Source organism: Streptomyces virginiae (assembly GCF_040638905.1).
GTDB lineage: Bacteria > Actinomycetota > Actinomycetes > Streptomycetales > Streptomycetaceae > Streptomyces > Streptomyces virginiae_B.
In genome coordinates this window covers 168,366-185,594 of the sequence record NZ_JBEZYV010000008.1, presented here as the reverse complement: position 1 = coordinate 185,594, position 17,229 = coordinate 168,366, and the positions used below count along the sequence as shown (strand labels likewise).

Annotated in this window: 14 protein-coding genes and 1 pseudogene; 6 read left to right on the top strand and 9 right to left on the bottom strand. The window is 68.0% G+C overall.

What is annotated here, in order from left to right; genetic code table 11:
- Positions 1–71: 71 nt before the first annotated feature.
- Entirely contained in the window at positions 72–2,597 is a 2,526-nt protein-coding gene (locus AB0F82_RS14345) for a bifunctional SulP family inorganic anion transporter/carbonic anhydrase (RefSeq protein WP_362626961.1), read from the bottom strand.
- A 237-nt stretch (positions 2,598–2,834) separates the two neighbouring features.
- Here AB0F82_RS14345 and AB0F82_RS14340 point away from each other — a divergent pair, with 237 nt between their 5' ends.
- Positions 2,835–4,136 (top strand): hypothetical protein, encoded by a 1,302-nt coding sequence (locus AB0F82_RS14340; protein WP_362626957.1) that lies wholly within the window; start codon positions 2,835–2,837, stop codon positions 4,134–4,136.
- On the opposite strand, the gene AB0F82_RS14335 is transcribed toward AB0F82_RS14340, so the two are convergent.
- Entirely contained in the window at positions 4,090–5,148 is a 1,059-nt protein-coding gene (locus AB0F82_RS14335) for an ATP-binding protein (protein WP_362626954.1), read from the bottom strand. The genes AB0F82_RS14340 and AB0F82_RS14335 overlap by 47 nt on opposite strands.
- Positions 5,149–5,257: 109 nt before the next feature.
- Here AB0F82_RS14335 and AB0F82_RS14330 point away from each other — a divergent pair, with 109 nt between their 5' ends.
- Positions 5,258–6,079 carry an oxidoreductase gene (locus AB0F82_RS14330; protein WP_362626952.1) on the top strand — a complete coding sequence of 274 codons (822 nt, stop codon included), beginning with the start codon at positions 5,258–5,260 and terminating at the stop codon, positions 6,077–6,079.
- 393 nt (positions 6,080–6,472) lie between these two features.
- Here the strand turns inward: AB0F82_RS14330 and AB0F82_RS14325 are convergent, their stop codons facing one another.
- The gene (locus tag AB0F82_RS14325) at positions 6,473–7,342 is read right to left on the bottom strand and encodes an HAD family hydrolase (protein ID WP_356810250.1); all 870 of its coding nucleotides are present in this window, start codon (positions 7,340–7,342) and stop codon (positions 6,473–6,475) included.
- Positions 7,343–7,835: 493 nt separating this feature from the next.
- Here AB0F82_RS14325 and ssd point away from each other — a divergent pair, with 493 nt between their 5' ends.
- Together ssd and AB0F82_RS14315 are read left to right on the top strand one after the other, a co-directional pair.
- On the top strand, positions 7,836–9,044 hold the full coding sequence (gene ssd / locus AB0F82_RS14320; RefSeq protein WP_362626949.1) for a septum site-determining protein Ssd: 1,209 nt from the start codon (positions 7,836–7,838) through the stop codon (positions 9,042–9,044).
- Positions 9,041–9,895: pseudogene (locus AB0F82_RS14315) on the top strand (TadA family conjugal transfer-associated ATPase); the annotation flags it as partial. The gene ssd and the pseudogene AB0F82_RS14315, both read left to right, overlap by 4 nt.
- Before the next feature lie 100 nt (positions 9,896–9,995).
- Here AB0F82_RS14315 and AB0F82_RS14310 read toward each other — a convergent pair.
- The 5 genes from AB0F82_RS14310 to AB0F82_RS14290 form a co-directional block, all read right to left on the bottom strand.
- A complete protein-coding gene (locus AB0F82_RS14310; RefSeq protein WP_362626946.1) occupies positions 9,996–11,165 on the bottom strand; it encodes a methyltransferase domain-containing protein in 1,170 nt (389 codons plus the stop codon).
- A gap of 6 nt (positions 11,166–11,171) precedes the next feature.
- On the bottom strand, positions 11,172–11,318 hold the full coding sequence (locus AB0F82_RS14305; protein ID WP_362626944.1) for a hypothetical protein: 147 nt from the start codon (positions 11,316–11,318) through the stop codon (positions 11,172–11,174).
- A 672-nt stretch (positions 11,319–11,990) separates the two neighbouring features.
- Positions 11,991–12,839: a helix-turn-helix domain-containing protein gene (locus AB0F82_RS14300; protein WP_362626941.1), complete on the bottom strand. Its 849-nt coding sequence runs from the start codon at positions 12,837–12,839 to the stop codon at positions 11,991–11,993.
- Between the two features lie 9 nt (positions 12,840–12,848).
- Positions 12,849–13,367, bottom strand: a complete 519-nt coding sequence (locus tag AB0F82_RS14295) for a DUF6879 family protein (protein WP_362627143.1) — start codon at positions 13,365–13,367, stop codon at positions 12,849–12,851.
- The gene (locus tag AB0F82_RS14290) at positions 13,348–13,614 is read right to left on the bottom strand and encodes a hypothetical protein (protein ID WP_362627140.1); all 267 of its coding nucleotides are present in this window, start codon (positions 13,612–13,614) and stop codon (positions 13,348–13,350) included. Before AB0F82_RS14290 ends, AB0F82_RS14295 begins: the two co-directional genes overlap by 20 nt.
- 160 nt (positions 13,615–13,774) lie before the next feature.
- Between AB0F82_RS14290 and AB0F82_RS14285 the strand changes: the two genes are divergently transcribed.
- A complete protein-coding gene (locus tag AB0F82_RS14285) occupies positions 13,775–14,542 on the top strand; it encodes an HNH endonuclease signature motif containing protein (RefSeq protein ID WP_362626939.1) in 768 nt (255 codons plus the stop codon).
- 727 nt (positions 14,543–15,269) lie between these two features.
- The gene (locus AB0F82_RS14280; protein WP_362626936.1) at positions 15,270–15,812 is read left to right on the top strand and encodes a hypothetical protein; all 543 of its coding nucleotides are present in this window, start codon (positions 15,270–15,272) and stop codon (positions 15,810–15,812) included.
- A 267-nt stretch (positions 15,813–16,079) separates the two neighbouring features.
- On the opposite strand, the gene AB0F82_RS14275 is transcribed toward AB0F82_RS14280, so the two are convergent.
- The gene (locus tag AB0F82_RS14275) at positions 16,080–16,559 is read right to left on the bottom strand and encodes a hypothetical protein (protein ID WP_362626933.1); all 480 of its coding nucleotides are present in this window, start codon (positions 16,557–16,559) and stop codon (positions 16,080–16,082) included.
- Positions 16,560–17,229 lie beyond the last annotated feature (670 nt).

Here is a 17,229-nt window from a genome sequence, read left to right as displayed (position 1 = left end):
CGAACGGCCCCTTCCCGGTGCAGCGCGCGGGAAGGGGCCACTCGATGGCACGGATACCGGAGGGTATCGGTTCAGGCGTGCAGGCCGACGGTGTCAAAGACCCTGCAGTCGAAGAAGTCCTCGCCCTCGGACAACAGGTATGCCTGGGCCTCACCCACGTGGAAGTACATCCCGTGCAGCTCCAGGGTGCCCTCGGCGAGCCGCCTGGCGACCGATTCGTGGGCCCGCAGGTGCTCCAGCTGCTGGACCACGTTGGTCAGGCACAGCTGCTCCACGGCGTCGGCGGGGAGCCGGCCCGAGATCCGGGCCCAGGCGTGGTGGCGGCTGCCCATTCGTTCCAGGCTGGGCAGTCCGTGCCGCAGCCAGCGGCGCAGCGGGGTCATCGCGGCCCCGGGTGCGGAGCTGAGCAGGGCCTGCATGGCCCCGCAGCCCGAGTGCCCGCAGACCGTGATGCTGTCGACCTTCAGCACGTCCACCGCGTACTCGATGGCCGCCGCCACGGAGTCGTCCGTGGACTCCGCGCCCGGCAGCGGCACGAGATTGCCGACGTTGCGGACGGTGAACAGGTCTCCCGGGCCGCTCGCCGTGATCATGCTGGTCACCAGCCGGGAGTCCGCGCAGGTGATGAAGAGCTGCGAGGGCCGCTGCCCCTCGCGTGCCAGCCGGGCCAGCTCGTCCCGCATGTGCGGTGCGGTGTCCCGCTGGAAGGCGCTGATCCCACTGGCCAGTTGCCCCGCGCCGCGCCGCCGGGGCGTCGGCGAGACGTCCCGCCCGTCGTCCTCCGCCCCGCCGTTGCCCCCGGCCGTGGCCGCCTCTGCCGCCATGGTCGCCGCCGTGGCCGTGGCCGTACGGGTGCTCGTGGCGCGGTGGTCGCAGTGGTTCTGCCAGGGGGTCCAGGGGCGGCAGCACTGGTGCGTCCCGCGGTGCTGCCCCCGCCGGGACCGGTCGGCCGGGTGACCGCCCTCGGCATGGCGGGCGTCGTGGCCGCGATCGGCCCCGTGGCCCGCGCCTGCCCTGCCTGCACCATCCGCTTCATCTGCTCCGTCCGGCCCGTCGGGGGAGCCGGCCCTGCCGGCCGCGGTCGGGTTCGCCCCGTTGATCCGGGCGGCCTGGCCCGAGCGGCCGGTGACCTCCAGGGTCCCCCCGTGCGCCAGGTGGGACTGCTGCCAGTCCTGGATCGTCTCGTAGGCCGCGTGGTCCATGAAGGAGCCGTCGAGCTCGACCACGGCGTGCGCGTCCTGCGGGATCTGGTTCAGCACCCGGCTCAGCCGCGGCACCGCCAGGAAGGTCAACTGCCCGCGCGCACACACCCGGTGGACGCCGCTGTCCAGCTGTTCCACGGTGATCCGGGTCCGGGCGAGCCGGTGGAGCGCCAGGGCGACGGCCACCGCGATTCCCACGGCCACGCCCTCCAGCACCCCGCCGAGCACCACGGCCACGATGGTCGACCCGTAGACGAGGGCCTCCCGGTGCCGGGTGACGCTGCGCAGGTGCGTGATGCTGACCATCTGCACGCCCACCGCCATCACCAGGGCGGCGAGCGTGGCCAGCGGGATGAGGTCGAGGAGCGGGACCAGCAGGAAGGCCGCGAGCAGTACCCAGAAGCCGTGCATCATCGACGACTTCCGGCTGGCCGCGCCGGACTTGACGTTCGCCACGCTGCGCACGGCCACACCGGTGATGGGCAGCCCGCCCAGGGCCCCGGAGACGATGTTCGCCGCACCCTGCCCGCGCAGTTCGCGGTCGAGGTCGGCGCGCGGCGGTCGGTTGTCCGTACTCCGCTCGGAGGCGATCAGCTTGTCGGTCGCGACCGCGGAGAGCAGGGACTCCACGCTGCCGACCAGGGTGATGGTCAGGACGGCGGCGACGAGCCCGAGGACCGGCCCGTCAGGCATCTCTGGAAGGGCGTGGCTGCGCCAGGAAGGCAGGTCCACCCGGGGCAGGCTGAGCCCGGCCAGTGCGGCGAAGGCGGTGGCGGTGGCGACGGCGGCGAGGGGCGCCGGCAGCTTGCGCAGGGCGCGGCCGGCCCGCCCGGGCAGCCGCGGCCAGCCGAGCAGGACGACCAGGGTCAGTGCGCTGACCCCGAGCGCCACCGGATGCAGGTCGGCCAATTGGGCGGGCAGGCCGAGGACGTTCGCCACGGCCGAGCTCTGCGGTGTGCCGCCGAGCACGATGTGCAGCTGTGCCAGCGCGATGGTCACACCGATGCCCGCGAGCATGCCGTGCACGATGGCCGGGCTGACCATGAGCGCGGACCGGGCGGTGCGCAGGGCGGCGAGGCCGAGCTGGCAGACCCCGGCGAGCATGGTGATGGCGCACGTGGTGCGCCATCCGTACCGCTGGATCAACTCCGCGGTGACCACGGTCAGTCCGGCTGCGGGCCCGCTCACCTGGAGCGGGGCGCCACCCAGGCGCCCGGCGACGATCCCGCCCACCGCGGCTGCGACCAGACCCGCCTGGAGCGGGGCTCCGGTGGCCAGGGCGATGCCGAGGGAGAGCGGCATGGCGATCAGAAAGACGGCGATGGAGGCGGAGAGGTCCGCCGGGAGGTCTTTGCGGACCCCTTCGGGTGCGCGTGTGGTGGAGGTGGCTGTCATCGGGTCCCGTCTCCTCTGGGATGAGGGTCGAAGCGGCGGGAGTCTCAACACTCGGTAAATGAACGGTAATGGAGAGTAAAGGCGAGTGGTGAACAATTCGGGCAAATGGCTTACGAATTAGCACGCAAGGGTGATTAAGCATTTTGTCCGGCTTGTCATACCTTCCTCGCGGTGGACCGCATGGGACGTTGCGGCGCGGAAGTCCTGCGATGGAACTGCGAGGGAGAGGTGGGGCGGATGATCGCCGCCACGAAGAAGATCGCCGGCGGCCTGGTCGCCACGGCGCTGGTCCTGGGCGTCGCCGGGTGCACCGCCTCGGAACCCGCGAAGTCCCCGACCGCCGGCGGTCCGAACGCTCGGAAGGGCGCCGCGGAGGCCCCCGGCAGTGTCAACCGCCCCATCGGCGACGGTTCGACCGCGTACACCGGGCCGCAGCCGAACGTGGTGAAGCCGCAGAAGCTGAAGCCGGGTGAGAAGCCCCCGCAGTTCGTGGTGTTCTCGTGGGACGGGGCCGGCGAGGACAGTCAGAAGCTCTTCTCGCACTTCCGCGAGGTCGGCAAGAAGTACAACGCCCGTATGACGTACTTCCTCAGCGGCGTGTACCTGCTCCCGGAGGAGAAGCGTTTCCTCTACACCGCTCCGCAGCACTCGCCCGGCCGCTCCGACATCGGCTTCGGCGACCTCCAGGGCATCAAGGACACTGCCGCCCAGGTCCGCGCGGCCTGGCTGGAGGGCAACGAGATCGGCACCCACTTCAACGGCCACTTCTGCGGGCCCGACGGGGGCGTCGGCACCTGGTCCGTGGACGAGTGGAAGAGCGAGATCAACCAGGCCAAGTCCTTCGTCAAGAACTGGAAGACCAACGCGGGCCTGAAGCAGGAGGAGGCGCTCCCCTTCGACTACGAAAAGGAGCTCGTCGGCGCCCGCACGCCATGCCTCGAAGGCCAGAAGAACTTCATGCTGGCGGCGAAGGGCATGGGCTTCCGCTACGACTCCAGCGGGATCAGCAAGCAGATCTGGCCCAAGAAGACGGACGGTCTCTGGGACATCCCGCTCCAGCTGGTGCCCATGCCGGGACGCGCCTTCGACACGTTGAGCATGGACTACAACTACATGGTCAACCAGTCAGGTACGACCTCGCAGGGCGACCCCTCGCAACACACCTACTGGGGCGACCAGATGCGCGACGGGCTGCGACAGGCCTTCGACCGCGTCTATCAGGGCAACCGTGCCCCGCTGATCATCGGCAACCACTTCGAGTCCTGGAACGGCGGCACCTACATGCGTGCCGTCGAGGAGTCGATCAAGGGCATGTGCACCCAGAAGGAGGTCCGCTGCGTGCCGTTCCGGGAGCTGGTGGACTGGCTGGACGCCCAGGACCCGAAGGTTCTGGAGTGGATGCGCACCCTCGACGTCGGCGAGGCTCCGAAGGAGGGCTGGACGAAGTTCCTGACCGCGGGGCCGCCGGCGCCGCCGGCCGCCCCCACCGGCGTCAAGCCGGCTGCGGAGCCGGCCGATGAGTCTGGGGACGAGGGCTGACGATCTCCTCGACGCCCGCGCCGCCGTCGAACGCTTCGGGGGCGTCGAGGCCCTCGCGCAGGACGAAATCGGGGTCGATCTGTTCCGCCAGGTCGGCCCCGGTCTTGGCGTTGCCCCAGCTCTCCGCGTTCTTGAGGTGGAAGCTCACCATCTGCTCGGTGTACCGGGCCCAGTCGCGGTGCGCGTACGAGTCGTCGGCGGCGTCCTGGAGCGCCTGGAGGGCGAACCGGTTGGTCGCCTCCAGCAGTTCGAACGGAGCCGGGCGGCCCTTCTCCATCGCCCGCACCCAGTCGGAGTGCCCGACGGTGACCAGCAGGTCCTCGCCCACCTCGTCCTGGAGGAACTCGATGTCCTCGGGGCCCTGCACCTTGTTGCCGATGACTGCGAGCGTGACTCCGAAGTCCCGCGCGTACTCCTTGTACTGGCGGTAGACGGAGACGCCCTTGCGGGTCGGTTCGGCGACGAGGAAGGTCACGTCGAAGCGGGTGAACATGCCCGAGGCGAAGGAGTCCGAGCCCGCCGTCATGTCGACGACCACGTACTCGTCCGGTCCGTCGACGAGGTGGTTGAGGCAGAGCTCGACCGCTCCGACCTTGGAGTGGTAGCAGGCCACGCCCAGATCGGCCTCGGTGAACGGCCCGGTGGCCATGAGGCGTACGGGATCCCCGTCGAGCAGGACCGTGCGGGCGCAGGCCTCGTACACCGGGTTGTCCTCGGTGACGCGCAACAGCCGCGAGCCGCGGCCGGGCGGAGTGGTCTTGATCATCGTGTCGGCGGACGCGATGCGCGGGTTGGAACCCCGCAGGTACTCCTTGATCAGGGGCAGGTGCGCGCCCAGGGCCGGCAGAGCGGCGGCCTCTTCCTCGGCGAGCCCGAGCGCGGCGCCCAGGTGCTGGTTGATGTCGGCGTCCACCGCGACGACGGGGGCTTCATTGGCGGCGAGGTGGCGGATGAAGAGGGAGGACAGCGTCGTCTTGCCGCTGCCGCCCTTTCCCACGAAAGCGATCTTCATGTTCACCAAGCGTAGCGGGTGAGTAGCGCTGAGTTGTCAAGGTGAGTGAAGAAGACCACTCCAAGGAGGGGTCGGTGCCATGCCCGCGCAGTGCGTAGGCTCCCTACTTATGAGTAGCGCTTCTGACCCGTTGGCCGCCCTCGCCGGACTGCCGGGTGTCGCCGATTCCGTGGATTCCGTACGCAAGGCCGTGGACCGGGTCTACGGGCACCGGGTGATGCGCCGCCGCAGCGGTGAGATCACTGCGGAGGCCGCCCTGCGCGGCGCCCGCGGCAGCGCGGCGCTGTCCGGCGCGGACTGGGCGCTGGAGGAGGTGCGGCGGCGCACCGACTTCGGCGCCGAGCCGGAGGCGCTGACCGTGGGCGCCGCTCTGCGCCTCACGGCGGAGGCGGGCCAGCTGCTGAGCATCTGGCGCCAGTCGCCGCTGCGGGTCCTGGCGCGCCTGCACCTGGTGGCGGTCGGATCGACTGCCGAGGGGGACGTGGTGGGCCGCCCGCGCCTCGCGGGCGAGCCGGTGGTCGAGCCCCTGGTGGAAGCACCGTTGCCGGGTGCCGAGGAGGTGGCCGGCCGGCTGGACGGCCTGTCCCGGCTCATCATCGCGGGCGGTTCGGCGCCGGCGCTGGTCATGGCGTCGGTGGTGCACGGCGAACTGCTGGCCCTGCGGCCGTTCGGCTCGTACAACGGGCTGGTCGCGCGGGCGGCCGAACGCATCGTCCTGATCAACAGCGGGCTGGACCCCAAGGCGATCTGCCCGGCGGAGGTGGGTCACGCGGAGCAGGGGGCCGAGGCCTATCTGGCGGCCTTCGACGGCTACCTCTCCGGGACGGCGGAGGGCATGGCCGCCTGGATCGGCCACTGCGGCCGTGCGATCGAGCTCGGGGTGCGGGAGTCGACGGCGGTCTGCGAGGCCCTGCAGCGCGGCGCGGCCTGAGCCCTCGCGCATTCAGGCCGCCGCCGGGCTCGCGCAGGATGCCCGGACATGGGTTGCGGCGACACCGTCTTGCTTTGGTGTCGCCGCTGGCATTCACGCCCAGGTACCAAGCGTCCTCGAAAGTTGCCCATCAGGTCGGGTACTTTGCCCGTCACCTGGTGCGGCTGGCCCGTAATCGACGGGTCGACGTCGCGTGGGTGCTCGGCGTTCATGCTTCGGTCCGTGGGCCTTACTGCGTTTTAAAGATGATCCTCTCGGATGTTCTTTGGTCTCGCGGGCCGTTGCTTTATTTGTACTCCGCTTTGCTCCTATGCGAAACCCCTGGCTCCACTTTTTACGTTTCGGGACGAGCGGGGGTAAACCGGACGGCCTGAACCGGCACAGGTGGGGCATTCAGGCGGAGGCGGCCAACAGCGCTGCCCGGCGCCGGCTCGCGTACCAGACCAGCCCGGCGGTGGCGGCGGCCGCGCCCACCGCGGCCGCCGCGATCAGCGCCGGGCGTGCCGGCATCGAGAGCCCGGGGAGCCGCTGCTTCAGCCGTACGGGCCGGTTGAAGACCAGCACCGGCCACTCCCGCGCCGTCGCCTCGCGGCGCAGCGCGCGGTCCGGGTTGACGGCGTGCGGGTGTCCGACCGCTTCCAGCATCGGGATGTCGGTCGCCGAGTCGCTGTAGGCGTAGCAACGGGCGAGGTCGTAGCCCTCGGACTCGGCGAGTTCCCGTACGGCCTCTGCCTTGGTGGGCCCGTAGGCGTAGTAGTCGATCTCGCCGGTGAAGCAGCCGTCCTCGCCCACGACCATGCGGGTGGCGACGACCCGGTCCGCGCCGAGCATCTCCCCGATCGGCTCGACCACCTCCGCTCCGGAGGTCGACACGATCACCACGTCACGGCCGGCCGTGTGGTGGGCCTCGATCAGGGATGCGGCCTCGTCGTAGATGATCGGGTCGATGAGGTCGTGCAGGGTCTCCGCGACGATCTCCCGAACCTGCTGCACGTTCCACCCCTTGCAGAGGGCGGACAGGTACTCGCGCATCCGCTCCATCTGGTCGTGGTCGGCGCCTCCGGCCAGGAAGATGAACTGGATGTAGGCGGTGCGCAACACGGCTCGCCGGTTGATCAGGCCGCCTTGGTAGAAGGACTTGCTGAACGTCAAGGTGCTCGACTTCGCAATGACCGTCTTGTCCAGATCGAAGAAGGCTGCGGTGCGAGGCGAGGAGTGCGGCAAGGGCTGATTTTCCACGCCCCGAGCATATGCGCCCTCCATTCGGCGTAAGGTGTGGCGCGTGGGTTTGCCTGAGAGGGCTCTCGGGTACACCATGGAAGTCACGGATCGTTCGCGACCGTGCTAACCCGGTCTGGCTCCTCCCCCCCCCGAGTCGGACCGTGGGGACGACCCCCGCTCTCCCCCCCGGCGGGGGTCGTCGCATGTCCGGACGCGGTTCGCGTCCCCGGCTTCGGCTCCGACCGACCATCTCCTCGGTCCTTCCTCTTCTGTGCGGCCCGCCTGCCGCAGGCCCTCGCCACGTCGAACTCGTGACGCTGTGTAGTGGTTCCGCCGCACTCCGGAACTCACCTGCGGGAGTGACCGGGTTATTCACAATCGATGGGTTGTCCACAGTTATTGGGCAAGATCCACTTCTTTTTCCCGATCGCTGCACGGTGATTCCAGCCGCGAAGTCCGCGGTGCTGGGATTTGCAGTGAGAAGGGGGCGGAGATCGTGGCTCGATCGAAGTCGTGCGAAACGCCGAAGACGGGGATGATCGGAAGGGCGGCGGGGACCGGGGGAGCCGACGTGGTGACCCCCGGGGCCTCACCCACCGGGCGCCGGCCGCTGATCATCACCGAAGATCCTCTGCTGCTCGACGACTTGCTGAGGCTGTGCGCCGCGGCGGGGGCCGATCCGCACGTGCTTCACGCGGCACCGGGGCGCGATGGCGACAGCGCGGAAGCGGAGGCCGGCCACCCCGGGAGCCGGGCCGGTGCACCGGTTTCCCCAACTGGCTTCAATGATGCGGGAGTTGGCTGGGAGTCGGCCCCGTTGGTGCTGGTCGGAGACGACGCAGCACGGCGAGTGCGGGGCGCGCCGCGCCGGGCCGGGGTCTTCCTCGTCGGCCGGGACCTCGACGATCCGCTCGTGTGGCAGCGGGCGGTGGAGATCGGCGCCGAGGAGGTGCTGCGCCTCCCCGATGCCGAGAGCCGGCTCGTGGACCGCATCGCCGATGTCGTCGAAGGGGCCGGACGGCCCGCACTGGCCGTAGGCGTGATCGGAGGCAGTGGCGGGGCGGGCGCCTCCACCCTCGCCTGCGCCCTCGCCGTCAGGTCCGCCCGCGCAGGCGAGCGGACCATGCTCATCGACGGTGATCCCCTCGGCGGCGGCATGGACGTGCTGCTCGGCGGCGAAGGTGCCGAAGGGCTGCGCTGGCCGGACTTCGCGGCCTCCCGGGGGCGGGTGGGCGCCGGAGCGCTGGAGGAGTCCCTGCCCGAACTGCACGCGTTGCGGGTGCTCAGCTGGGACCGGGGGGACCGGGTGGTCGTGCCCCCCGCCGCCGTCCGCTCGGTCGTGGCCGCGGCGCGCCGCCGGGGCGGCGTCGTCGTGGTCGACCTCCCCCGGCGGGTCGACGAAGCCGTGGCCGAGGTGCTCTCCCAGCTCGACCTGGTGCTGATGGTCGTGCCCGGCGAGCTGCGGTCGGTGGCCGCGGCGGGCCGGGTGGCCGCCGGGGTGCGGATGGTGGCCCGGGACGTCCGCGTCGTCGTACGGGGCCGCTGCCCCGGCGGTCTGGATCCGGAGGACGTGGCCGGGCTGTTGGGGGCGCCGCTGGCCGGTGAGGTACCGGTCGAGGTGGGACTCCCGGGGCGGGTTGCCGAAGGGGAGCCGCCGGGGTCGCAGGCGCGGGGCGCCCTGGCCCGCTTCTGCGACGGTTTCTGGCAGCGGGCCCTCGGTGCCGCCCAGGGGGTGCCGGCATGAGCGCGGTGCTGCTGGACGCGGTGCGCAGGCGGCTCGCCGAGAGCGGGGCGGAGCCGACCCCGGCGCGGGTGGCGGCGGCCCTGCGCGCACAGGGCCGGCTGCTGGGCGACGAGGAAGTACTGGGCGCAGCGGCTGAGTTGCGCTCCGAACTGGTCGGCGCGGGTCCGCTGGAGCCCCTGCTGGCCGATCCGGAGGTGACCGACGTGCTGGTGGCGGCCCCCGACCGGGTGTGGGTGGACCGCGGTGGCGGGCTGGAGCTGACCGGGGTGACCTTCGCCGATGCGGGGGCCGTGCGCAGGCTCGCCCAGCGGCTGGCCGCGGTGGCGGGTCGGCGTCTCGACGACGCCCGTCCGTGGGTGGACGCCCGGATGCCCGACGGCACACGGCTGCATGCCGTGCTGCCGCCGGTCTCGGTCGGCTCGGCCTGTCTCTCACTGCGGGTGGTGCGGCCGCGGGCATTCACGCTGGAGGAGCTCGTCGCGGCGGGCACGCTGCCGCCCGGCGGGCAGCGGCTGCTCCGGGACATGGTCGAGGCCCGGTTGTCGTTCCTCGTCTCCGGTGGGACGGGGACCGGCAAGACCACCCTCCTCAGTGCCCTGTTGGGGCTGGTGGGCCCCGGCGAACGGATCGTGCTGGCCGAGGACTCGGCCGAGTTGCGCCCCGACCATCCGCACGTGGTGCGGCTGGAGACCCGGCCGGCCAACCAGGAGGGGGCCGGTCTGGTCACCCTGGCGGACCTGGTCCGGCAGGCGCTGCGGATGAGGCCCGACCGGCTGGTGGTCGGCGAGGTGCGGGGCGCGGAGGTCGCGGACCTGCTCGCCGCCTTGAACACCGGCCACGAGGGCGGGTGCCTGGCCAAACCATACATGCGGCTAGGTGCTCAGCCAGGGACAACGGCAAAGCCCCGCCCGTGCGCCACAGAGCAGCCACGGACGGGGCGTGAGGGGCAGATCAGCCCACTGCGGGGACAGGATGGTCCGGGGAGTCGAGCCAGGCCCGTTCCCCGTCGCTGTCCACGGTCAGGCCGAACCGATCGAACCCGGGCCGTCCCTGCACGTCCCACCAGAGGTAGGCCGCTTCCGTCTCGTCCCACAGCCTTCGCGGGCCGGACTGCACCACGTCGAAGGAGTCGGCCCCGGGTTCGTAGTCGGCGGACGCCCAGGACAGCGTGTCAGTGCTGTAGGTCCACAGCGTGTAGGCGCCGTCGTCGTAGCGCTCCACGGTCCAGAACGCTCCGGCCATCTGTAGCCCGATCGCGAACTGTTCCACCCATCCGCCAACCTCAGAGGGTGAAAGCGTGGTGGTGCTCCTGGTGCCGTCCGCAGGCCATTCCTTGCCCTTGAGGTAGGTGTCATGCCGGGGCAGTTCCGGGCGCTGCTGCCGGAGCCGCATAAAGGCACTGGACCGCGTGAACGGGCCACTCGCCGTCTCACCGTCCACGGTCAGCCGGGCAATCGCCTCTCCGCCGTACAGAGTCCCCCACGGGGCCACGATCAGCCCGCCGGTCAGCGTCTGATCAATCCATGCTCGGGGGACTTGCCCGATGGAACACGTCGCGATCACTCGATCGTAGGGAGCGCCACCGGTGTAGCCGAGCCGTCCGTCCCCGACGATCACCAGCGGAGACAGCCCGGCATTGCGCTGGTTCTCCCCGGCTCCCTTCGCCACCTCAGGGTCAAACTCGATGCTGACGACGTTCTCAGGGCCAAGCCGGTGGGCAAGCAGTGCGGAATTCCAGCCCGTTCCCGTTCCGATCTCCAGGACCCTGTGCCCGTCCTGTACGTCGAGATCGGCCAGCATCGAGAACACCATGTGAGGCTGCGAACTGGAGCTGGAAGGTGTCTTGCCCAGCCCGTCCCCGGTGTGGCTGCCGTCGTCCCACTGAGTGGTCAGCGGGATGTCCGAGTACACCGCCCTGAGCCATGCGTGTGGGTCCTGGGTACGGTCCACCACGGGGTTCTGCCGGGTGCCGTCCGCGATGCCGGGCCAGATGCGGTCGGGGACGAACATGTCCCGGGGGACTGCCTTGAACGTTGGCAGCCAGTCGGATTGCAGAGCGCCCGAAGCAACGAGCGCAGAGGCGAGCCCCGAGGGGCCCACCTCCTCTGTGCGCGCGATCATCCGGTGCTACTTCTTCGCGGGGCCTGAGCCGTCGGAGGAGTTGCCCCCGCTGCCGGTGTCGGTGCCACCGCCTCCGTGTCCGCGCCCGCTGCTTCCGTCGTCCTGCTGGCTGCCACCCTGGCCGCTTCCGGTACCGCCGCCATGCTTGGGCATCTGGTGCTCCTTCACTCGTGATGGTGTGGGGGCTTCGACTTGCTGACCCGCCCGGCGGGGGCGGGAGTCTATGAGGCGATCCCTCGCGCAACGATCACGGCGACCGTGGCCGCCCATGCGATGCCAGCGAGGACTACCAGGGTTGTTCGGAACGCCTTCACCTGTCGTCGTCCTCGGGCCAGACGAGTTGCGGCGGGTTGCTGCCGGGCGGGAAGTAGACGACCCCGGAACGTACATCCAGCGCCCCGCCCCTCTCCGTCCACCAGCCCTCTGGAGAGTCCCTGTAAGGCCCGGCAGGGTCGTCTATGAGGCTGATTAGCGTCGGGGCCGGTAAGGCGTCCAGGCGGGCCCTCAGGCGCCTTGCTGGGGCCGTCACCGCTTAAGGCCCTGCGGGTCGTCACAGTCGATGTGCCGGTAGACCACGGCCGGACCGGCAGACTGCCGCTCGACCTCGCCCCGGCGACAGCGCTCAAGGCTCTTGATCGGCTTCCGGCATGCCGGGCACGTCTCCCCGGAAGGGGCGAAAGTCGTGTACTCCCGCTGACTTGCGTCGGTCTCGGGCTGCTGCGTCGTGCTCGCCATCGTCGCCGTCCCCTCACGTGGTCCGATGACGACCACGCTAGGAAGGGCGGAACGCCAACTCACAGGCGATTGCACGAGGTTGCACGCCAATCACCCGAGCGCATCCATGGCCGATGTGATCAGCGCACGAGCCGGGGCACCGTAGACGGCCAGCGCTGCCAGCTCCGCGAACGTCTCGGCGTACATGGCCACCTCGCTGGGCTGCGTGATCGTGAGGTAGCCAGAGATCAATTCGACGTTGACCTGTGTGGCGTCGTAGATCCAGAACCCCTCAGCCGGCCAGCGCTCACGATCGGGGCGCATGGGCACAACTCCCAAGCTGACATTGGGAAGTGAGGCAATCGAGATCAGGTGGCCAAGCTGTCCGGACATGACCTCAGCGCCGCCGATTCCGGCCCGCAACACCGACTCCTCAACGAGGAACGCGAACCGCCGATCACCCTCGTACAGGACCCGCTGACGCTCCATGCGGGCGGCCACCGCTTCGGCCACGTCGTCCACCAGGCCGCGCCGCCGCTGGATCGCTTGCAGGGCTGCTGTCGTGTACGGCTGTGTTTGGATCATGCCGGGCACGAGCCATGAGGAGTACGAGCGAAAGCGGCGGGTCCGCTGGTACAGCGGTAGGCGAGCCTCCTGCGCCTGCTTGAGCCCGGCCCGCTCCATGCGCCGCCAACCAACCCACATCCCCTCGGCGGTCCGGAGCATGGCAATCAGGTCTTCGGTCTGCTCCTCGGCCCCGCACGCTTTGCACCACGCCCGGATGTCGTCAGCGGACGGGGGAGTACGACCGTTCATGATCCGGGACGACTTGGACCGGCTCCACCCGCAGCGCTCGGCTAGGTCAAGCCCGGTCAGCCCGGCATCCCGGCATAGCTCCCCGAGTCGATCCGCGAGAGCCTGCCGGGCCTGCTGGGCACTGGAAGATGCAGAGAGAGCCATAGTGCGCGATCAGTCCGGCCGGTACTCCGCGTGCGGGATAGCCCGCTCCCACGCCGCCTCATACGCCGTCGCGTACTGCGTGGCCAACGCCGGATCGTGGTGCACCTCCATGCGCGGCCCGGTCCACTGACCCTCTCCGCTGAAGTGGTGCAGGATCACGGTTTCCGCGTCCATGACCCACCCGTCCAGCGCGGGGAGCAGCAGACCGCGCGCCCGAGAGCGAGGCAGCCAACGAACGTCCTCCCCCGCCGCGACGTTCGTAAAGGTGCCGTCGTACTCGTACCGGACGTAGTCGCTCAGCGGCTCTGAGACGATACGCAGCCGCCGCATGACTACACCCCGGCCGGTCGTCTCAGCCACCACGTCCAGCCACGAGCGCCACCACGACTCGCGGTCGGCCGGGTCGTACCGGTGCCCTTCCTGCCAGCGGATGAACTCGGGGTCGTCCCGCATGTAGCTGTCCCGCATCTCAAGGTGCATTGCTGAGCGCTGCGCCTTTGCGAGGCATTCACGTACCGCTGTTGCCACCGTCGTCCTCACTCTTCGGGTGGGGGATGAACTGGAGCATGTTGGCAGGCAGCCGGATCACAGTCTCGTGGTCCGGAATGTCTGTGGAGTGACCGGGCACTGAGCCGACTTCCTGAGCCTGCCGGACCGTCTCCCCGTCCGCCTTCCACGACTGGATGATCAAGTCTCCGGTCTCCTCCTCGACCCAGATCGTGGGCGAGCCGTCATCGGGTGTGTTGGGCCAAATCCCCAGGAACCTTAGGGCCATTGGACACTCCTGTACCGAGTCAGTTGCACGGACGTGCACGAGCCTCACGCCTGCGCATGATCAGCACAAGAGGGCGGGTATGGATGGCAGGGCTGACCGGTAGCCGACGTGGCATGAGGTGCGCGCGGCGACCCCAACCCGTACGTGCGAGGGCGAAAACGTGGGCGTCTCTGAGAAGACTCGGAAGATTTTGTGGATTCAGGCAGGCGGCTTCTGCGCCATCTGTAGAAAGCAGGTGATTACACCCGGGACTGAATCGGACGACCCCTCTGTATTTGGTGAAGAAGCGCACATTGTCGCCCGATCGGAGGGTGGTCCGCGAGCAGGCGGGCTAGCGGAAGATTTGATCAATCACCACTCGAATCTGATCCTTTTGTGCAGCAAGGATCACAAACGCGTGGATGATCAGCCGAATCACTTCACGGTGGAGAGGCTCCGGCGAATCAAGTCAGAGCATGAAGCGTGGGTGCGCTCTATGGAGGACGCCGATAAGGACCGCTTGAGGTTGGTGCCTGATCCGGAGTTCCCTCAGCCCAAAGTACTAAAGCTGATCACGCGTGGAAACCCCCTTTGGGACATGCTCAAAGAGAGCATCGCATTCGAGTACGCTTTGCCTGACGGTTTGTGTGACGACGATGAAGATTTGATCATCGAGTTCATGGATCTGCTGACTGACTTCCTCGACATATCTGGTGATCTTGTAAGTGTTCGAGAAAATCGCGAGGCAGAGAAGACGCTTCAGCGCTACATTAGTCGCCTCGCTGAGCGTGAGTTCCTGGTGGGTGCCTTTATTCGGCGCATGCTACTGACGGGCGGAAGTGCTCAGGCCCCAACTCCATGGCCAATCCTCAGAGTCGAAGTGCAGTCCACAGCATTGGTCGAAATTGCCAACAAAGATGGCACCCCGTATTTCCCTCGGGAGTCGTGAGAGTAAATATCCAGACCCGCGCAAATTGCTTAAGTTGCGGCGCCAGCTTTTTCCCTCCCTGCCGGTCGATCTCAGGGCTGGGAGGGGGGCACCCCCCAGGGGTAGCGAGTCGAGGCCAGCGCGAATCAGAACGGCGGAACGTCATTCGGCTTTGGCTTGGCCTTCTCGGCAGCCCATCCGCCCGGCTGGTTCTTAGCCGTTTCTCTATTGTGGCAAGCCGTGCACAACGGCCTAAGGTGCTTTGGCGCATCAGGCATTACCTCACCTCTTGCCAGCAATTGCTTACGGCTCAATGGCCAATGGTCCGCGACGTTCGCATGTCGACTGCACATCACACACCATGGATTCGCGTACAGGTACGCCTTTCGCTTGCGTTGCCAGCCAACGTCATAACCGCGCTTGCTCGCTGATCCTCGCTGCTGTTCTCTCTGCCTCTTGTGCTCAGGGCACGGACCGCCATCCGTGAGCTCGCTGCAACCAGGCTGAGTGCATGGCTTCTTGGGCTTTCGGGGCATGGCTACTCCGGTAGGTCTGGACGCCGACAGGGGTCGGGGCGTAGCGGCAGCGAAGGGGGCCAGGTACGACCGCGCGGGGGCAAATCCGCTGGCCACCGAGGGTGGGGCCCAAATGCCGGCGACAGGGGCAGGGTTGCGCAAGGGAAGGCGCCTGCCTACTGGTGCTGCGGCAACCTTGACGGCTCGATCTCTGAGCCAAGAAGGTTGCCCGCATGGACGCAGGATTGGCAGCAGTGCTCGGGGCGTTGGCAGGTTCGGTGGCGACCATCGGCGCCGCCTTGGCCACAGGTTGGGCTCAGCGGGAAGGGGTGCGGATCACTGCCCGGTCTGAACACAGGCGGGCACGGCGTGAACCTCGGCACGATATCTACCGGCAGTTCATTTCTGAGGCAAAACCGTTAGGCTTGCATGCTGGGGTTTACTCCGCACTCGGCTCTACACTCATGCCTGATTACTTCACGGAAGAGCGTATTCGACAGGCGCGTGAGGCGTCACGTGCAATTAATGACAAGGCGACCGAAGTCGCCCTCGCCGGACCGAGGAAGATTACAGAATCTGCACTCAAAATTGCGCGACTGGCCTCTAGTCTGACTGCCTGCGTGGGCAACTTCCGTGAGATGGGTGATGAGCGCCACCAGAGAATGCGAGATCAATCCCGCAGAAGTGTGATGAAATATGCCAAGAAGTATGATGCCGCCTTGCAAGATTTCATTCTTCAAGCGCAATTCGCTTTGGATGACGACGGTAGTCGGTAGTGGAGGATCGCCCTGCTGGTTTCTAGTTTCTGCGCAGGGCGATCCCATGTCTATCGAGAGATGTCTGGCGGGTTGATTTGGTTGCCATCGCTATGACGCGGAGTCTGGTCAATCACGAATCGCTGGCCATTCCGAAAAATGGTCGTCACACCCCGGGGCACACGGGAACCGTGATAGTCAGCAGGACACCGGTCAGACCACGCGGGTGAGCCGTCCGGCAGCCGGGGGAAGAATGGGTAATCGCCATCCGGTCCCGGGTCCAGTGCGTCATGCGGCATCCGGCACCGTCCACTCAGCCTCAAGTGCGTCTGAGAGGTCAGCAGCGTGACGGCTGGCTGCCGTGCTCATCGCCTCTTCCAGTCGGGCAGCGAGCATCATGTCCCGATGGTTTAGTTCCATTGCGAAGGAATCGGCGGGGTGCTCGCCGTGAACACGGAAGTACGCCATGCGGGCATGCTGGCGGATGGTGTTCCGCTTCGCACGTGCCACCCAGTAGGTAGCGACAGCAGCAATCGGGTCCGCCCCTTCATACACGGCGTCAGCGGCACTCTTCGATCCAGCGTCCAACAGCTCAGCGTCAAGCACCTCCCACTGAGCCAGAAACTTGATGTCTAGCTCTCGCTGGCGTGCGTCGCGCTCAGCGGCCTTCTGAGCGGCCTTCTCGGCTTCTGTGGCCTCCAGGGCAGCTAGATCCTGTGCGGCCTTCTCGGCGGCAGCACGGGCTTTCTCAAGGGCATTGGTGGTCATGGGTCAGGCTCCGTATCCGCGCGCAATGCGCTGGCCGGGGGTCAGGTCGTCGCCGGACGGCGAAGGCTCTGGCTTAGACGGCCGGACGCCTAGCTGAGTGGCAGCGCTGCGGGCGTTCTTCGCGTAGCCCATAGCGATGCGGTAGCGGAGCTAAGCTCAACTCCACTCGCCTCAGCGGCCGTTAGATGCGAGACAATCGCGTCCTCCTCTTCGCTGGCAGTCTCAGCGATAGAGCGAATGTGCTTCTCGTTTCGCTCCAGACTTCCCTTGTCGACGTTCGTCGTGTCAGTGCTGTTCAAGTACCAGGGTCGATCAGTCATCAGTCTTTTCCTTGTTGATAGAGGGGGTCACCTACGGAACTCGGTAGGTGATCATTGGTGCCGGCGGGAAATCGGTACGATGCCGACTACGTGTTTATTTGCAGTCCTGAGACCCAGCGCGCGAAGAGTCCGCGTGAATGCCCCGAGTGGAACGGACGGCCGGTCATTCGCCGCTAGCCAATTCTGGGTATGCACATAGACGTGGCTGATGCGCTCATAAGCCCCGGGAACTGGTTTCACGCTGACATCTAGGGCGGCGCATATATTCGTTACGTGCGGGAGGTCTTCGGGACGGAACTCAGCCATTGGCGTTATCCCCTCCGGCATCGACCTGCCTCCCTGTGGTCGCC